The organism is Streptomyces sp. NPDC002671, from assembly GCF_053592475.1.
In genome coordinates, this window is the sequence record NZ_JBSFVU010000071.1 from 1 (window position 1) to 16,877 (window position 16,877).

15 protein-coding genes and 2 pseudogenes are annotated in these 16,877 nt (G+C 69.5%); 7 read left to right on the forward strand and 10 right to left on the reverse strand.

Annotated features, from left to right (window positions below; translation table 11 throughout):
- The first annotated feature begins 113 nt into the window (after nucleotides 1–113).
- Nucleotides 114–1,703 carry a pentapeptide repeat-containing protein gene (locus tag ACWD35_RS42050; RefSeq protein ID WP_451356634.1) on the forward strand — a complete coding sequence of 530 codons (1,590 nt, stop codon included), beginning with the start codon at nucleotides 114–116 and terminating at the stop codon, nucleotides 1,701–1,703.
- A 286-nt stretch (nucleotides 1,704–1,989) separates the two neighbouring features.
- Here ACWD35_RS42050 and ACWD35_RS42055 read toward each other — a convergent pair whose 3' ends face one another.
- Nucleotides 1,990–2,523: an AAA family ATPase gene (locus ACWD35_RS42055; RefSeq protein ID WP_451356635.1), complete on the reverse strand. Its 534-nt coding sequence runs from the start codon at nucleotides 2,521–2,523 to the stop codon at nucleotides 1,990–1,992.
- Between the two features lie 283 nt (nucleotides 2,524–2,806).
- Here ACWD35_RS42055 and ACWD35_RS42060 point away from each other — a divergent pair, with 283 nt between their 5' ends.
- On the forward strand, nucleotides 2,807–2,968 hold the full coding sequence (locus tag ACWD35_RS42060) for a DUF6412 domain-containing protein (protein WP_451356648.1): 162 nt from the start codon (nucleotides 2,807–2,809) through the stop codon (nucleotides 2,966–2,968).
- A gap of 353 nt (nucleotides 2,969–3,321) precedes the next feature.
- Here the strand turns inward: ACWD35_RS42060 and ACWD35_RS42065 are convergent, their stop codons facing one another.
- Nucleotides 3,322–5,586: a multicopper oxidase family protein gene (locus ACWD35_RS42065; protein WP_451356636.1), complete on the reverse strand. Its 2,265-nt coding sequence runs from the start codon at nucleotides 5,584–5,586 to the stop codon at nucleotides 3,322–3,324.
- A 404-nt stretch (nucleotides 5,587–5,990) separates the two neighbouring features.
- On the opposite strand from ACWD35_RS42065, the gene ACWD35_RS42070 reads away from it, so the two are divergent.
- Nucleotides 5,991–6,143, forward strand: coding sequence for a hypothetical protein (locus tag ACWD35_RS42070; RefSeq protein WP_451356637.1), 153 nt, complete (start codon nucleotides 5,991–5,993; stop codon nucleotides 6,141–6,143).
- A 160-nt stretch (nucleotides 6,144–6,303) separates the two neighbouring features.
- Here ACWD35_RS42070 and ACWD35_RS42075 read toward each other — a convergent pair.
- Nucleotides 6,304–7,192: pseudogene (locus tag ACWD35_RS42075) on the reverse strand (universal stress protein).
- A gap of 658 nt (nucleotides 7,193–7,850) precedes the next feature.
- Here ACWD35_RS42075 and ACWD35_RS42080 point away from each other — a divergent pair.
- The 3 genes from ACWD35_RS42080 to ACWD35_RS42090 are packed head-to-tail and all read left to right on the forward strand — an operon-like array spanning nucleotide 7,851 to nucleotide 11,343.
- Nucleotides 7,851–8,720: a universal stress protein gene (locus tag ACWD35_RS42080; protein WP_451356638.1), complete on the forward strand. Its 870-nt coding sequence runs from the start codon at nucleotides 7,851–7,853 to the stop codon at nucleotides 8,718–8,720.
- A 14-nt stretch (nucleotides 8,721–8,734) separates the two neighbouring features.
- Nucleotides 8,735–11,140: a glycoside hydrolase family 65 protein gene (locus tag ACWD35_RS42085; protein WP_451356639.1), complete on the forward strand. Its 2,406-nt coding sequence runs from the start codon at nucleotides 8,735–8,737 to the stop codon at nucleotides 11,138–11,140.
- The gene (locus tag ACWD35_RS42090) at nucleotides 11,137–11,343 is read left to right on the forward strand and encodes a hypothetical protein (protein WP_451356640.1); all 207 of its coding nucleotides are present in this window, start codon (nucleotides 11,137–11,139) and stop codon (nucleotides 11,341–11,343) included. Before ACWD35_RS42085 ends, ACWD35_RS42090 begins: the two co-directional genes overlap by 4 nt.
- A gap of 18 nt (nucleotides 11,344–11,361) precedes the next feature.
- Here ACWD35_RS42090 and ACWD35_RS42095 read toward each other — a convergent pair whose 3' ends face one another.
- The 6 genes and pseudogenes from ACWD35_RS42095 to ACWD35_RS42120 form a co-directional block, all read right to left on the reverse strand.
- Nucleotides 11,362–12,018 carry a potassium channel family protein gene (locus tag ACWD35_RS42095; RefSeq protein ID WP_451356641.1) on the reverse strand — a complete coding sequence of 219 codons (657 nt, stop codon included), beginning with the start codon at nucleotides 12,016–12,018 and terminating at the stop codon, nucleotides 11,362–11,364.
- Nucleotides 12,015–12,674 carry a potassium channel family protein gene (locus ACWD35_RS42100; RefSeq protein ID WP_451356642.1) on the reverse strand — a complete coding sequence of 220 codons (660 nt, stop codon included), beginning with the start codon at nucleotides 12,672–12,674 and terminating at the stop codon, nucleotides 12,015–12,017. Before ACWD35_RS42100 ends, ACWD35_RS42095 begins: the two co-directional genes overlap by 4 nt.
- Entirely contained in the window at nucleotides 12,671–13,333 is a 663-nt protein-coding gene (locus tag ACWD35_RS42105; RefSeq protein ID WP_451356643.1) for a cation transporting ATPase C-terminal domain-containing protein, read from the reverse strand. The genes ACWD35_RS42100 and ACWD35_RS42105 overlap by 4 nt, the downstream gene beginning before the upstream one ends.
- Before the next feature lie 210 nt (nucleotides 13,334–13,543).
- Complete coding sequence (locus tag ACWD35_RS42110) at nucleotides 13,544–14,425, reverse strand: universal stress protein (protein ID WP_451356644.1); 882 nt, start codon at nucleotides 14,423–14,425, stop codon at nucleotides 13,544–13,546.
- Entirely contained in the window at nucleotides 14,409–14,606 is a 198-nt protein-coding gene (locus ACWD35_RS42115) for a hypothetical protein (protein ID WP_451356645.1), read from the reverse strand. Before ACWD35_RS42115 ends, ACWD35_RS42110 begins: the two co-directional genes overlap by 17 nt.
- A gap of 111 nt (nucleotides 14,607–14,717) precedes the next feature.
- Nucleotides 14,718–15,762 (reverse strand): annotated as a pseudogene (locus tag ACWD35_RS42120) (nicotinate phosphoribosyltransferase); the annotation flags it as partial.
- 114 nt (nucleotides 15,763–15,876) lie between these two features.
- Between ACWD35_RS42120 and ACWD35_RS42125 the strand changes: the two are divergent.
- Nucleotides 15,877–16,299 (forward strand): Hsp20/alpha crystallin family protein, encoded by a 423-nt coding sequence (locus ACWD35_RS42125; RefSeq protein WP_451356646.1) that lies wholly within the window; start codon nucleotides 15,877–15,879, stop codon nucleotides 16,297–16,299.
- Here the strand turns inward: ACWD35_RS42125 and ACWD35_RS42130 are convergent.
- The coding region (locus tag ACWD35_RS42130; RefSeq protein WP_451356647.1) for a V-type ATP synthase subunit D at nucleotides 16,283–16,877 on the reverse strand (595 nt) is incomplete at its 5' end. The two genes, ACWD35_RS42125 and ACWD35_RS42130, sit on opposite strands and share 17 nt — an antisense overlap.

Genomic DNA, 16,877 nt, shown 5'->3' on the forward strand with positions numbered 1-16,877 from the left:
CCTCACGGAACTCCGCGTCGTACTTCTGTTGCTTGGACCCCATGAACCTCAACTTCCCCTGGTATCACGGACTCCACGCTACGAGGGGACCTTCACTCCGGGACGCTACGACTTTGCAAGTCCGTATCGGCAGCGGTGCGTTCGACAGGGCGGAGTTCTCCGGAAGAGCTGTGTTCAGAGACGTCCAGTTCTCTGGCCCCGCCGGGTTCGACAGGGCTCGGTTCGCCCGCAGTGCCTGGTTCGATGGGGCAGAGTTCTCCAGTTCCGCAGCCTTCCGCGGAGCGATGTTCTCCGGTACGGCCGGGTTCGAGGGGGCGCGGTTTTCCTCTTGGGCTGGGTTCGGCAAGGCGCAGTTCTCCTCTTGGGCCGCGTTCGAAGGCACCCAGTTCACTGGCGTAGCAGGGTTCGAGGATGCGGAGTTCGCTGGCGACGCCGAGTTCGGCGGAACCCGGTTCGCAGGCGACGCGGGGTTCGAGGGAGCGCAGTTCTCGGGTGCGGCTAAGTTCGGCGGCGCGCAGTTCTCAGGCAAGGCCGGGTTCGCGACGGCACGTTTTGCGACGGCGTCGCTCTTTGGGCCTCTGGTCTGCAAGAGCGTCGTTGAGCTGTGGGGCGCCGTGTTCGAGGCTCCGGTGACCTTGGAGATTGCCGCACGTGACGTGTGGTGTGTGAGGACCGAGTGGAAGTCGACGGCCAGGGTGAGGCTGCGGTATGCCACCGTAGACCTCGGCCAGGCCGTGCTCTCAGCTCCCGTGGCGATTACCGCCCACCCCCGCCCCTTCGCTACCCCCAGCGTCAACGCGGTGGACGAGGGCCTGCTGGCAGGATTCCACGAGAGGGTGCATGTGGCCTCGGTCCAGGGGGTGGATGCCGCCCATCTCGTCCTGACCGACACCGACCTGACGGAGTGCTTGTTCTCAGGCGCTTTCCATCTCGACCAGATTCGCTTGGAAGGCCGCACCACCTTCGCCTCCGTGCCCACCAGTCGGTACTGGCATGGGATACCCCTGACGTGGTGGACCCGTCGGCGCACGCTTGCCGAGGAACACCACTGGCGCGCGCAGAGGGCCGGCCATCCCGCGCCGCCTCCAGGCCACGCCCTCCCGTCCCACCGTTGGCGGCCCGGCCGGCACCACCCCGACCCCGTCCTCACGCCCGATCCCGAGGACGTGGCTGCCCTCTACCGGCAGCTGCGTAAAGCGTTCGAGGACGGCAAGAATGAACCCGGGGCCGCCGACTTCTACTATGGCGAGTGCGAGATGCGCCGCCGCGAGGACAGCAACAGCACGCCGAAGAGCGAGCGGTGGCTGCTGTGGTGGTACTGGCTGCTGTCCGGCTACGGCCTGCGAGCTTTGCGTGCAATCGGTTGGCTGGCGGCCGCGATGTCGCTGACGGTGCTGCTGCTGATGGGTTTCGGTCTGCCCACCCATGACCCGGACCCCGCCACCACCGGCACGGTCCACGGCACCAGGATCAGTCTCAGCACCAGCACCCCCGACCCGGCCCTGCACGGGCGATGGTCCCAGCGGATGACGCCGGCGCGTGCGGAGAAGGCCTTCCGTGTGGCGGTGAACTCGGTGATTTTCCGCTCTTCCGGCCAGAACCTCACCACCCTCGGCACCTATATAGAGATGGTCTCCCGGCTCCTGGAGCCCACGCTCCTTGCCCTCGCGGTTCTGGCTGTCCGAGGACGCATCAAACGCTGACACAAGACGCTCGGGCTCACGTGTGAGTTGGGGGTGTGGTGGCGGTGGTTGGGTGTCATCGGACGAGTACACCTCTGCCAACCGTCCGGTCATGCGATAAGCCACGGCTGGGCCCTACGGGTGAACCCACAGCCGGATCGCGACGACGGTGACCGTGTTGTGGAAGAGGGAGGCTCTCTTGGGCTACCGCGTTGATCACCCCCCGGTCATCCCGCCACCCCATGCCAAGACCCATCAAGACGGCGGATGACCGCAGGCCATCACCGCCATCACCGGACCGGATGCCTTACCGGCTCGGGCCCGCTCCGATACGGTTCAGCACCTGGTCGGCCAACTCCTGCGGCGACAGCTCGCCGTCCAGGGACACCGTGTCGCTGGGCAGGGTGTCAGCCACGGCCATGCACGATCCGATCCTGCCCTTGCACCAGCGCCGGACCCGCTCGTCCTGCTCGGGGTCGCGCGGGGTGAAGCTCCGTCCGTCGATCCGCTTCTCCAGGACCTCCCGGGAGACCTTGAGGAAGAAGTGGTGGACGGTGATGCCCGCGTCCCTCAACACGTCGAAGATCTCGCCGACATACCCAGGGTTGACCAAGGACATCGGGACCAGAACCGGGCGGTGGTACTCCTCGACCAGCCCCACCGCCAGGTCGGCGACCTGCCGCCGCCACAGCCACAGATCCTGGAAATAACCGGTCGGCACCTCCACGATCTCCCGCAGCACAGAGCCGACCATCTCCGGGTCAAAGACCAGCGCCTCGGGCCAGCGCGGACGCAGCTCGTCCACCAGCGTGGTCTTCCCACTGCCGAACGCACCGTTCACCACTGACTTCGAAGTACCGAAGTAGGGGCGCCTGTGTCTGCCGTTCGTGTACAACGGGACGCAGTAGAGCGGAGCTTGACGTCGGCCCACGTATGTGGGCCCGCACGGAGAGGAGGACCCTGTGATGAGAGGTGTTGCACCGTTGCGGTCGTCAGCCGTGCTGATGTTGCTCGTACTCGCGCAGATCTTCCTCACTAAACCCGGTTTTTCGCTCTCCTCGACCGTCGCCGTCGCCGTCGCGGTGACGGCGTCGGCGGCCGCAGCACTCGTCCTCTGCACGGTCATGGCTGCCAGGGCTGTGCCCATCGTGCCCCGCCAGCGAGTGTGGACAGCGCTCCGAGACCGTAGGGAACGCACCGCGTTCCTGCCCCCCCAACGTGACCCGGACGCTCGAGGCCGCACTCGGCCCCGGGCTCCCGGCCGCCGCCTTCCGACGGCCGCGTAGGGGCCAACAGGTCCGCCCGTGACACCATCCGCGGGCAGAATCTGCGCCGATCCAATCGGGTCCGCTGCGCATTTATGTCTCTCTATTCCGCCTCCTTACGGTCGTGATCCCGGCACCCCGCCGGACGAGCGGCGTGGGGGGCGGTACATGACCGACCGTCTGTACCTGCGGCACTCCATCGCGGTTTTCCCTCGACCGCTGGAGCTGCTCGACCTGGCCTGATCTGCACTGAAGTGTGATCACTCTCAGACTTGGAAATCAGCTCTGGTACGCACGTTGCTTGGATGCCGTGAATCCCAGCTTCGCCTCAATCCGGGCTCGACGCTGCGAAGGAAGGGGACAGTCGGCTGATGTCACCGGCGATGGAGGACCACTCGATACGGTCGCATCATCTCGTTGTCCTCGTGACCGAGGACATGGCAGTGCCAGACGTATTGACCCTCGGTCGGATCGAAGGGGAACTGATTGCGTCCTGGCCTGGAGCGGTGAGCAGGGACGCTGGTCGGGGCGAAACGCACCACGACCGTGAGCACCTGGTGAGGAAACACCCTGACCGTGTCTTTCCACCCTGATTCCCCTGGATCCGGAGGCTTCGGAACACCCTTGAGGAAGCGGCTGATCGCGGGATTCCCGCCGACGGCGCCATCGGTGTTCGGGGTCTTGTACGACCGAGGCGGACCGTAGCCCGGACAGAAGTCGGCCCCGGATGGCTTGCAATCACCCGGAAAGGCCCCGCTCCATGCCTTCTCGTACTTCTCGTAGTCGATGTCCTGGCGGCCGACGACCTGGAACTGGACCAGGTGCGTATGCATGGGGTGGTAGGCGAGTTCCGTCTCTTCGGCGTTGATGAACTGCCACAGCTCTGTCGATCCGACCTGCGGCAGCTCGCTGATGCCGTCCTTCGGGAACTCCGCCCTGATGGTGGGGGACTCGAGCCCGTCGTAGAGCGTGTTGTTGATGTACTCCTCGATGTTTGCCGCTCCGGGCACTCCACCTGAGGTGTTGAGTTCATTGAGCATGAACTGCCTGATCTTGTCGATCTTGACGCGTGGCTTCCCGTGCGCGCCGATCAGGCGGACCATCGGCGTGGGACGCGCGCAGATTCCCTTCGCTGGGTTGGGGTGCGCCGGGTCGCAGCTTCGGTCAGGACCTTTCAGGAGTTTTGTGACCCGGAACTGCATGATGTTCGGCAGCGCCGGGTCTAGTGACCCCTTGTTGGTCACCGTGATCGTCTTTCCTGTCAGCTTCGTGAAGTCCACGATGATGTCGGCGCGCTCGCCGGGCATGAAGTCCACGTCACTGCATTCGGTCGTGGAGACGCCTCCCGCACACGCTGTGTCGTTGACCTGCACGGGCCGGTCGAAGTAGGCGTCGTCGGCGCCGATCTGGTACACCGGAGCGCCGCCGAAGTGCAGGGAGAAGCGGCGCCCGTTGGCGCCGTTGAGGAGGCGGAAGCGGTAGCGCCTCGGCTCCACCTCGAGGTAGGGCCAGGCCGCCCCGTTCACGATCGCCACGTCTCCGAACTCACGTACACCCCAGAAGGGATGGTAGTGCGGGGCGGAGGACGGCAACATGAACAGTTGGCTGTTGGTGTCGAAGAAGCGGTCCTGCAAAGCCATCTCGATCTCATACGGACCGCCCGGAAGGCGCCTGGGCTCCTGTCTCGGCTGCCTGAGAAAGTAGAAGCCTGCCAGTCCGCCGTAGACAGTGTTGCGGGTGACCCCGAGGGCGTGATCGTGAAACCACAGGGTCCCGGGTTCCTGGGAGTTCTGGTAGGTGTAAACGGCGGTGCCTCGACGAGGCTTGAGATCCGAACAGAACTCCGGCCCGGTCCTGCCGTCCGGGGTGAACCACGTGTCGGGACCGCCGTCATAGCAGGCGTGCACCTCGGCGCCGTGCAAGTGCACGGTAGCGGGCTGCGGCCCGGTGTAGGGCTGGCACACAGGCTTGCCGGCGTTCTCCGGCTCGGTGCAGTCTGTGGGCATTCCGGCGCCCGGCGTCTTCAGAGGATTGGCCCAGTGAACGGTCTGATCCACCTTCATCAGGCCCTGCACCAGCCCGGGACCATGCGGATCCGAAGGATTGAAACTCGGCAGCCTGTTGCGGTAGGTGACCCGCGTCGGCGTGTTCCTCTCGGCTTCGATCGTCACCGCGGGCCAGTTCGCGGGACCCAGAACCTGCCCGGTAGCGGTGTCCGAGGTCTCGTAAGTCCATGCCCGGGTCTTGCTGAAAGTCACCCCGTGACCACAGGTGTCATGCCGGCCCTGCGGAAGTACCGCCTGATCGGTTTCCCTCATGGTGACGGTGAGTCTCCTGTGGTCCGCCGCATCGACACGAGGGGTCGACCCTGCCGGGCCGAAGACCGGCAGCGGGGTTGCGAATGGGGGGATGCATTCCCCCGGCAGAGGCGTCTGCGGAACCAGGGAACGGTCCGCATGAGCTGCTCCCAGCGCCGGGGCGATGACCGCGATAGTCGACAACACCACCAGCAGACCCACCCCTGCGGTACGCCTGCCCGCCACGCCAACCGTCCGAAGAACCGGCATCCTGCCACCAACCTCCCGGCCACTGCCACCGACCGTCTCGGCGAGCAACTGGGCCACGCCCAAACGTGGCATGCGGCCATGCTGGGACAGGCCATTGACACTTCGATGCCACCCGGTCGGGCGCCCTACCCGCGTGTTACGGCCAGTCCGAACGCCAGAGCAAGTCCCGCCTCGCACGCGCCCTCGCCGCCCGCGCTGGCGCCCACGCCGACCCACTGATCGTTGGCCGGGGCGAGCCGCAGACATCTACCCTGCCCCTCCCTCACCATCACCGGGACCAAGACGGGGTGCGCGCCCGCCCGGGCCGCTGGCACATCGGATTCCTGTGAGGGCCAAGCGGCTCGTCCGCCATCCACAGGCCGCGGGCGGGCGCGGCTGGACCGATGCCGCCGTGTCATTGGCGGACCGTGGTGGGACGAGTGGGTGATTGTCCCTGACGCCCCCGAGACCGGAGGTATGTGGGTGGAAGACTGGACTTGCCCCTGACCGCAGGTGTCTTCGCTCCGGCCGCCGCGGCGGCTCACCTGCCCAGTGGCGTTCACAGGGTGGCCTCCGGCTGGTACGCGGCCCGCCGCGAGGGAGCGGGCCACCGCGGCCGGCTGCGGGCCAGGACCGCGCTGATCGCCTGAGGCGAGTTTTCCGTCGTCATCGTCGGCCTCGCCGGTACCGCGGATCAGCGCTTCGGAGCCCTGGTCACCACCTACGTGCTGCTCCTCGCCGTGTGCAGCCCCATCCTGACCCGCTTTACTCCCACCCGCCCTGCAGCCCCCCGCACGGCGCCCGCGGCCGTCAGCGGCCCGCGTCCGCTCCCCGCACCACAGCGACCGGGCAGTGCGCGTGATGCAGCAGGGCCTGGCTGACCGACCCCAACAGCAGCCCGGCGAACCCACCACGCCCGCGCGCACCGACCACCACCAGCTGCGCGGAGCGGCTCGCCTTGATCAGCGCCTCCCGCGTCCGGCCGTGCACCACCTGGTGCTCCACCACCACCTCCGGATAGCGCTCCCGGTGGCCGGCCAGCGCCTCGGACAGCAGGCGCTCCTCCTCCCCGAATAGCGCGCCCGGCGGGTTCGCGTACGGCTCGGACGCATCCTGCGGCGCCGGCATGGTCGCGTTCCACGTGGTCCAGGCATGCACCGCCACCAGGGGTGCCTTGCGCAGCGCCGCCTCGGCGAAGGCGAACTTCACCGCCCGCTCGCCCAGGTCCGAACCGTCCACACCCACCACGATCGGACCGTCCGCAGTCGACTGCTCGCGCACCACCAATACCGGGCACCGGCCGTGCGCCGCCAGATGCACCGCCGTCGATCCGACCAGGAGCCCGACGAATCCACCCATGCCTCGGGAACCGACCACGACCAGCTCGGCCGCGCGACTGCGCCTCCAGGACCGTGAGCGGCTCACCGGTGACCACCACGTGACTGACGTTCACTTCGGGTGCCGTCTCCCGCGCACGCTCGTCGGCCTCGGCCACCAGACGCTCGACCATGTTCCGGATCCCGCCCTCCGGCGGGCCCAGCGGCGACGGACCCAACGGCACATGCATCGCCGGCCACAGGAACGCATGCACCACCCGAAGCCCGGCACCACGCGACTGCGCCTCCCGAGCCGCCGCCTCCACCGCGGCAAGACTCGACGCAGACCCGTCCACTCCTACGACGACCAGCCCAGCCACCATGCCTCCACACCCAGACGTACCGCCGCTGCCACTCCCAGCTTCCGCCCGGCCACATCCCGCCGCTACAGGGCCAAGGGGCCATCTCAGGCGCCATCTGGCCCGCTTCCCCCGATAGCACTCCCCAAGGCCGGAGCGGACGCTCAGGATGGCAGCGAGCGCACCGGAGGAAGGATGACGTCCGACTGACGTACGCCTGCGTCCGCCGTCTTGCGGCGGCGAGGGCCTCAGGAAAAGCCCTGATGAGGTCCGGCGCCTTGGCGGGGAAGGGCGCTCCAGAGGGGGATGGGCTGGCCGCTTCGTACGACCCCCGCGTTTCCGCCTCATCGTCGTCGATGGCGCGGGCGGCGGGCGCGCTGATGATCCAGGTGGCCTCGACGCCACTGGGGTCGTGTTCTCCCTTGATGTGATGACCCTGCCGGTCGGCATCCAGCTCCTGCAGGACTACGTCGACCCGACCCGCACGATGCCCATCGTCCCGGTCTCGTCCTGAGCGCTCAGCGGCCTCAAGTAAAGCCGGGCGCAACGTCGAGCTGTAGAGGGCCGAAGGTCCTCCGACGCGGGCCGAAGCGCCCTCGCGAGTGCGGCCACGGGAGTGCGACGGTGGAGTCGACCCGCTGTGCTGCACGAGGTGGCGGCCCCATGGAAGGCGGTGGGGACGATGGCACTCCCTCTGGTTGTGGGCGTCGACGGATCGGATTCGTGCCTGCTTGCGGTCGACTGGGCCGTGGACGAAGCCGTCCGTCACGGTCTTTCCCTCAGGCTCGTCCACGCCTCCCTGTGGGAGCGTTACGAGGGCGCACTGCCGACGACCGGTGTCGGGCGTCCCTCCGAGCAGGTGCTGGCGGAGCACGTCGTGGCCTCCGCGGCCGAGCGCGCCGAGCGGCGTGACCTTGATGTCAAGGTCACCACCGACATCCTTCCGGAGGAGGCCGTAGCCGCCCTCGTGGCTGCGGGCGATGGTGCGTTCGCGCTGGTGACGGGCTCGCGCGGTCGAGGGCAGCTCAAGGGCCTGCTTCTCGGGTCGGTCGGTCTGGCCGTCGCGGCGCGGGCTCATTGCCCCGTGGTGGTGGTCCGAGGCGACCGAGCGGGTGTCGCCGGTACGCACGAGCGGATCCTGCTCGGGCTCGGGGACGCCGACACGCGCACCGAGGCGCTGCGGTTCGCCTTCCGCGAGGCCGACGTACGGGGCTGCACCCTCGACGTCGTACGTGCATGGCGCCACCCTGCCTTCGACGCGAGCGGCGATCGTTCGCGGGCGGACGAACCGGCCAACGCGCGAGCCTCCGCGCTGCTCGATGCATCGCTCGGGGACATGACCGCTGAGTATCCGCAGGTCCGGGCGCACCGTTCGGTGCTTGAGGGACCGGCGAGCAAGATCCTCGTGGACCGCTCGGCAGCCGCCGATCTCGTGGTCGTCGGGGCGCACCGCAGGACGGGCCACTTCGGCCTCCAGATCGGTCGGGTGGGGCATACGCTGCTGCATCATGCTCAGTGCCCGGTCGCCGTCGTGCCACAGCGGCAGCCGTGAGACCCCCCGACCCGATGGATACGGCAGACACTGCCGAGCAGCCGACCGCGGTGGCGTCCTGGACCTGGGAGTACCACGGCTACGATCCCGCGGACGAACGTCTCCGGGAGGCGCTGTGCACGCTCGGTAACGGTTACTTCGCCACCCGTGGCGCGCTTCCCGAGTGCGCCGCGGACGACGTGCACTATCCGGGCACCTACGCCGCCGGGTGCTACGACCGGCTCACCTCCCACGTCGCCGGCCGCCTCGTCGAGAACGAGGACATCGTCAACCTTCCGAACTGGCTGGTACTCCGCTTCCGGGTGGCCGACGGCCCATGGATCACACCGGAAACGGCGACCGTGCTCGAACACGGCCAAGTGCTGCACTTCGACACGGGTCTGCTGGAGCGCCGGACACGGTACGAACTCGCGCAGGGACAGCTGCTGTCCGTGCGCCAGCTGCGGCTCGTGCACATGGGCGATCCGCATGTGGGTGCGCTGCGTACCGAGTTCACCGCCGAGAACTTCACGGCGGTACTCGACGTCGAGGCGGCACTCGACAGCGGCGTCTCCAACCAGGGCGTCGCGCGCTACCGGGACCTGAACGGCCGCCACCTGACCGCCGTGCGCACGGGTGCCGTTCCGCCGGACACGGTCTGGCTGCGCTGCCGGACCCGTAACTCCGACATCCGCATCGGCATGGCCGGCCGCCTGACGGCCGACGGCCCCCTCCAGTATTGCGACGAGGGTGTGCGCGCGGTTCAGGGATCCCGCCTCGATCTGAGCCCCCTCCATCCGGTCACCATCGACAAGACCATCGCCATGCACACCTCACGAGACCCGGCCATCAGCGATCCCCTGCGCGCGGCGATCGACCGGGTCCGTGCTGCACCTGGCCTCGACGAACTCCTCCGGACACACCGGACGGCCTGGCGCCAGCTGTGGCGCCGTGCCGACATCGACGTCCCCGAGGAGCCGGGGCGCATCCTGCGCCTGCACCTGTTCCACGTGCTGCAGACACTCTCCCCGCATACCGCCGAGCTCGACGTGGGTGTCCCGGCCCGGGGTCTGCACGGCGAGGCCTACCGCGGTCATGTCTTCTGGGACGAGCTGTTCGCTTTGCGATATCTGGATCTGCACTTTCCCGAGGTGTCCCGAGCCCTGCTCGGGTACCGGCACCGGCGCCTGGAGGCAGCCCGCTCAGCGGCGCGCGCCGACGGCCGGCGCGGCGCCCTGTATCCATGGCAGAGCGGCAGCGACGGGCGTGAGGAAGCCCAGAAGCTGCACCTCAACCCGCGTTCGGGACGCTGGCTGCCGGACAACTCGCGGCTTCAGTACCACGTCGGCTCGGCGATCGCCTACAACGTGTGGCAGTACTGTGAGACGAGCGGCGACACCGAGTTCCTTCACACCAAAGGCGCCGAGATGCTGCTGCAGATCGCCCGCTTCTGGGCGGACTCCGCCACCTACGACGAGCAGCTCGGCCGGTACCGCATCCGTGGCGTGATGGGCCCTGACGAATACCACGACGCTTATCCGGGCGCGAACGAACCCGGCCTGGACGACAACGCGTACACCAACGTCACGGCCGCCTGGGTGCTCTCCCGCGCGGGGGAACTGCTGCGTACGCTCCCGGAGCCACGGCGCCAGGAACTCACCGAGCGCATCGAGCTGGACGGAAGCGAGCCCGAACGGTGGGAGACGATCTCCCACACGTTGTACGTGCCCTTCCACGACGGCGTCGTCAGCCAGTTCGCGGGCTACGGGGACCTCGTCGAACTCGACTGGAACGGCTACCGCGAGCGGTACGACGACATCCGCCGTCTGGACCGGATCCTGGAGGCGGAGGGCGACACCGCCAACCGCTACAAGGCGTCCAAGCAGGCCGACGTGCTGATGCTGGGCTACCTGTTCTCTCCGTCGGAACTCCGCTCCCTCTTCTCCCAGTTGGGCCATCCAGTGGACGAGGAGACCTGGTTGCGGACCGTCGACTACTACCTGGACCGAACCAGTCACGGCTCCACTCTGAGCGGCCTGGTCCACGGCTGGGTGCTGGCCCGGGCCCAGCGCGGGGGCGCGTGGGCGTTCTGCCAGGAAGCCTTGCGCGGTGACATCGCCGACGTGCAGGGCGGCACGACGGGCGAAGGCATCCATCTCGGTGCCATGGCCGGCACGCTCGACCTCGTCCAGCGAGGCCTGACCGGACTGGAAAGCCGCGAGGGTGCACTGTGGCTGGACCCCGTGCCGATGCCCGAGCTGTCGTCCTACGGGTTCGCCGTCCGCTATCGGGGGCATTGGGGCGTGCGGCTGCGCCTGCGGCACAAGCGCATGGAGATCACCGTACCCCCATCCGACCGTCAGCCGATCGACGTGCAGTTGGCCGGCCGCGCCGTCCGAGTCCAGCCGGGCGAGTCGATCCGCCTGACGCTGCCCCGGTGACCGCCTGCGGTCGCCGGGTCGCGGTGTGGGAGCTGCCTGGGCCCTACGGCTGGTCGGCGCCTGCCGTGGACATGGACGTCGACGAGGACGAAGCCCGGCAGCGGATACGCAAGGAGCTGACCGACGTGCTCGGCTCGGTCAGCCGGCACGTGGCGCAGCACGCGAGCTGTCCGGTCGTTATCGCGCGGGCCGGGAACCGGTGAACCCAGCCCCGGCCAGGGTCACTGGAAGGCCGCGTGGATCTCCTGCTCCGTGGCCTCGTGCGACACGAGCAGGAGTTCGTCGCCCGGCAGCAGCCGTACCTCCGGTCCGGGAACCGTGGGCCGGCCGTCGCGGACGACGGTGGCGACGACCGTGCCGGGCGGCAGGGGGATCTCGTTCAGCGTGTGCCCTGTGGCCCGCGACTGCTCCGTGATCGCGGTCTCGATGACCTCGACGCCCGCCTTGCTCAGCCGGAGCAGTGCCACGGTGTCGGTGGCACCGGTGGCCTCCTCGATGAGGGAGATCAGTGGGGTGGCGGAGGGCATGGCTACGTCCACGCCCCACCGCTGGTCGAAGAGCCAGGCGTTCTCCGAGTCGTTGACACGCGCCGCCACCCGCTCCACGTCGAACTGCCGTTTGGCGATCAGGCTGATGACGAAGTTGTCCTCGTCCCGGCCCGTGGCGGAGACGACAAGGTCGCAGGTGAGCGCCCCGGAGTGCTCCAGGAGGGCAGGATCGCAGGCATCACCTGGCACCAGCCGTACGCGAGGCAGCCCCTCGAGTTCGGCCAGACGATGGTCGTCCTGTTCGATGAGGACCACGTCGTTGTGGGTGGCGGCGAGCACCTGGGCGATCTGGGTGCCGAGCCAGCCCGCGCCTGCGATGAGGACCTTCACGTTCCCAGCTCCTTGTCGAGGAAGCCGCGCAACCGGCCGAGCGCGGTCGCGGCGACGGCGAAGGTGACCAGGTCCCCGGGCTCGGCCAGGTCGCCGTGGGCGGGCAGCAGCGAGCGGCCCGCGCGGGTGACCTCGACGACGACGATCTCGCCGTCGACGTCGAACGCCGACAGGCGGCGCCCGGTCAGATACGCCGGAAGCTGCGAGCGGACCAGCAGCGTCTCACCGTTGCCGAAGACGAGTTCGGGGGTCAGATGGCGGTGCAGCAGCATCTGATGCATACGGCTGACCGCCCAGCGGACGCTGGAGACCACCGGGATGCTCAGCTTCCGGCACAGGTCGGCGCGACGGGGATCGTGGATACGGGCGAGGACGATCGGGACCCGGTAGGTCTCCTTGGCGGTCCGCGCGCTGACGATGTTGCTGTTGTCGGCCGAGGTGACCGCGACGAGTGCGTCCGCGTGCGCGATTCCGGCCGCTTCCAGCACGGAACGGCTGAAGCCGTTGCCCACGAGGAAGGATCCGGGGAAAGCCGGCGGCAGCAGCCTGCGCGCCTGGGGTTCCCGGTCGACGAGGCGTACGTCGTGGCCCTCGGTGACCAGCTGCGTGGCGAGGGTGGAACCGACCCGGCCGCAGCCCACGGTGATCACTCTCATCGTGTTCCTCCCTTCGGGGGTGTCCTGCGCTGCCGCAGCACCCACTTGCGGGCTTCCTCGGCGGCCAGCAGCAGCTCTCCGAACCCGGCGAGGACCACCCAGTCGGCGGGAGCGAGCGGTGCGGTGTGGAAGACGCCCTGGAGCGGCGGCGCGTAGCTGATGGCCGCCATCAGCACGACGCCGAAGCAACCAGCGCCGATCAGCCACGGGTTGCTCAGCAGACCGGCCCCGGAAGACGCTCTGCCGGTCCGTGCGCACCGCGAGCGCGTTGAAGAACTGGCTGACGACGATGCCTGGCGGCGGATCGCCGGGTACAGGCAGGCGAGAGCCTCGTCGGGCGGCACCGGGCTGCCGAGGTCCACCTCGGCCAGCAGCGCCGGATCGGCCGGGTCGGGCAGGAGCCGGACGTCCGGACGCCGACCACCCGCGGCAGCGGCGACACGCAGGTTCAACAGAGCCGCGCCGCAGCCCAGATGGAGGCCCCGGTTGTCCGGGGCGGTAGGTGGCAGCGCGCGTTCCAGGGCGGCGTAGAGGCACAGCACGCCGCTGTCGCGCCGGAAGCGGAACTTCCAGGGCTGTGCGTTGTGCAACGAGGGGGCCGCGGCGGCATCCGCCACAAGGGCGGTGATGTCGTACGTGTCGGGGGGTGGGGTGCGCACGATGGCCTCCCTAGGAGGCCGGACCCGGCGGCCGGCAAGGCGCCCGCCGAGTCCTTTCTCCATCCTGCGCGCCGCCACGCGCACAGGGCAGGGGCCGCCCGGACCTGACCCGGGGGCCAAGCGGGCCTGTGGGGTTGTTCAACCGCTGACGACCGCTGTCGCCGTGACCGCCCTGGATGTGACAACCGCTGCCCACGTACGAGGAGCAGGTCAGCCCCGCGGCGACGGAACGGCGAAGACAGGGCAGCGGGCGTAGTGCAGCACGCCCTGGCTCACCGAGCCAAGCAGCATGCCCGTGAAGCCGCCACGTCCTCGCGTGCCCACCACCAGGCCCAGTGCGAGGGCCGAGGCGTCGGTGAGCGCCTGTACCGGATGCCCCACGATCAGCTCGTGCCGCAGGTCCACGTCGGGGTAGCGGGCGTGGCGGCCTGCCACGGTCTCGGAGAGCAGCCGACGGTACTCCTGCTGAGGCTCGTGCTCGTCGAGGATCCTCAGTGGTCCGGGCTGCCAGACATACAGCGCCCGCAGCTCGGCTCCGCGCAGGGCGGCTTCCTCGAAGGCCAGGTCGACGGCGGCGGCCGAGTGCTCGCTGCCGTCGACGCCGACGACGTAGTAAGCGGGCTCCTGGGTGATGTGCTCCGCTTCCGGAACGACCACAACCGGGCAGTGCGCGTGCGCCATGAGAGGCAGGGCGACCGCGGTGGAGCCGAACACCTCCTGGGCCCGGCTCAGGTGCTGCGAGCCCAGCACGACGGCCGTGGCGGAACGGCTCTCCTCGCCCAGCACCCACACGGGGTCGCCCTCGGCGAGTACGGCGTCCACCTCGACGTCGGGATGCCGGGCCTCGACGAAGTCCACGGCCTCCGTGAGCACCTGCTTCCCGCTCCGGTGCAGCTGCGCGTTCCACTCCTCCCAGGACGGCGGGACTTCTCGCCCCCGGTAACCCCTGGTCGGCACGCCTTCGGCGCGTACGGGACGCAGCGGCACCCGTCGGCGGGCCGCCTCGTCGGCCGCCCAGGCCAGCGCCATCCGCCGGGCGGGATCGGCCTGCACGCCGACCACGATCGGCCGGCGGTCACTCGGAGCGGACATGGTCGCCTCCCTGCACCAGGTGCCGGATGCAGGCGTCCGGCCCGGGGAAGTCCAGGGTCACGACACCGGTCGTGGTGCCGCGTGCGACGATCTCGTCGCCGATGCGGGCATCCATGCCGCCGTACCTCCCGGGGCCGGCGCTCGGCGCAGCCCTGTCGCCTCGCCGCGTCGGTGCGGGCATGATCATGGTCCTCGCCTCCTCGCCGCGGACGGTGCCCCCGTGATCCCATGCAAGTCCCGGTCCGCACGGGGTGCCAGGGGCCATTGGTCCCGGGCCGCGGTCCCGTCGGCCTCACCGGGGACGACGGTCAAAAGGCGGCGGGGGCCGCCAGACCGCCCAGAGAATCCGGGACTCGATGTCCGTGCGCACCCGCGCGGTCAGCTCCTCCAGCGCCCGGGACCGGATCGCACGGACCGGTTCGAGGTCCTGTTGCCGCGCCGAGTCCGGCGGTTCCTCCTCCGCCGGGGCGATGACGTCGGGCCGTCCGGTGCGCCGGAAGACCTGTTTGCGGCCCGGTGCCGTGACCTTCGCCGAGGACAGCTTCATGACGGGGCGGCCGTCGTACTCCACGAGCTTGTAGGCCGCATCCAGGTACGGCGCGTCCGCGGCCACGCCGACACGGGTGCCCACGGCGTACACATCGATCGGGGCGCCGGTGCGTACCAGCCGGACCACGACGTACTCGTCGAGTCCGCCGCTGTCCAGGCGGATCGCGCAGCCCGGTCTGCGTCGCAGGTCGTTCAGGACACGGGCCGCGATGCCGACCCCCGCCTCGGTGTCGTACGTCTCCACGAGGAAGGTGACCGGACCGGGATGGCCGCGCGCGAAGGCCCGGAAGGCCTCTTCCTCGCCGGGGAAGGTCTCGATGTAGGAGTGCGCCATGGTGCCCGAAGCGGGGATGCCGAGGGCCGTTGCCGCGGCGACGTTGCTGGTGCCCGCGAAGCCCACCATCGCCGCGAGCCGAGCCGTCCGCAGGCCCGCCCACGGGCCGTGCGTGCGGCGCAGGGAGAGGTCCACCACCGGCCGCCCGCCTGCGGCGAGCACACAGCGGGCCGCCTTGGAGGCCACCACAGTCTGGTGACAGACCTGGTTCAGCAGGTACGTCTCGACGAGCTGGGCGGCCCTCCGGCACAGCCCGCACCTCGCCCTGGAAGGTGAGGCCGAGCAGTTGTTCGAGGTCCCGTACCGGTCGGTGCAGGGTGTCCGCGAACTCCTCCACGTCCTGCCGTTCGACGTGGTACCCGGCCAGGAAGTCCAGTGCTGGCTCCAGGCCCGCGGCGACCAGGAAGCCCCGGCCGGGTGGCAGGTCGCGGACGAAGGGCCGCCAACGCGCAGGACGAAAGGGGCTTCAGGGACCCCGGGCATGGGCTGTTCGGCCTCAGCGGCACGTGTCCCCGCGCGCTTCACTGGATGTGTCGGCAGAAGCGACGACGGCCGAGGAGGTACGGCCATGGCCACACTGGCACGCCGGCAGAGGTTCCCGTTCCCGGAGATCCCGGACTGGTTCGAGAACCTTCCTGCCCGGCTTGCGATGCCCGCGATGAGCGACCTGTACACGGTGCGCATCGAGGACTACACAGAGGACGACCGCTTCGTCATGCGCGCCGAACTTCCGGGAGTGTCCCCCGACGACATCGACGTCATGATCGGCGACGGGGTGCTGACGGTCCAGGCCGAACGCAGCGAACGGAACGTCGAGAAGCAGCACAGCGAGATCCGGTACGGCGCGATGAGCCGCAGCGTGACGCTGCCGCCCGGCGCCGACGAGGACGACGTCACGGCCGACTACACGGACGGCATGCTGACCGTCAGCGTCGGCATGGGCGCCGAGAAGCCGGAGGCCAAGCACATCGAGATCAAGCGCGGCACCTGACGGAATCCATCCCCCCATCGGCGGGCCCCGAGCGAGCCCGCCGATGCTGTCTCGCGCCGCGGGCGGCGGCCCACCGGCGCCGTACCGCTTCCTCGTGCTCCGACTCCTCCAACGCCAGCTCCACGGCCGCCAGTTCGCCTCGCAGCCGGGGGATCCAGTGCCTGCGCAGGGCGCGGACCCGGCGGCGGGTCCGTTCGGCCTCGGCGGAGAGCAGCTCGGCGGCGGCCCGGTGAGCGGCGTGTTCCGCGGCGGCGCGGACCGCGGCGCGGTACGCCCTCTCGGCGTGCGCCAGGGCGGTGTTCGGCGGTGTCGGCTCCTCCGGGGAGCGGACCGGGTCCGTCCAGGACACGGCCCCGGGATGGCGTACGCCCATCAGCGAGGTCCATCGGACCTCGACGCGGGCCCAGTCCGCGGGCACCGCCTCCGCCAGCGCCCGTTCGCCGCCGAGCAGCACCCCCCGCACCAGCCAGGCGTTCGCCTCGGCCAGCGCCGACCGTCCGGGCCGATACCCGTAGGAGTCCGGATGGAACTTCGGTTCCACCTCGCGCTCCAGACGGGCGGCCACTACGGTCTGTGCA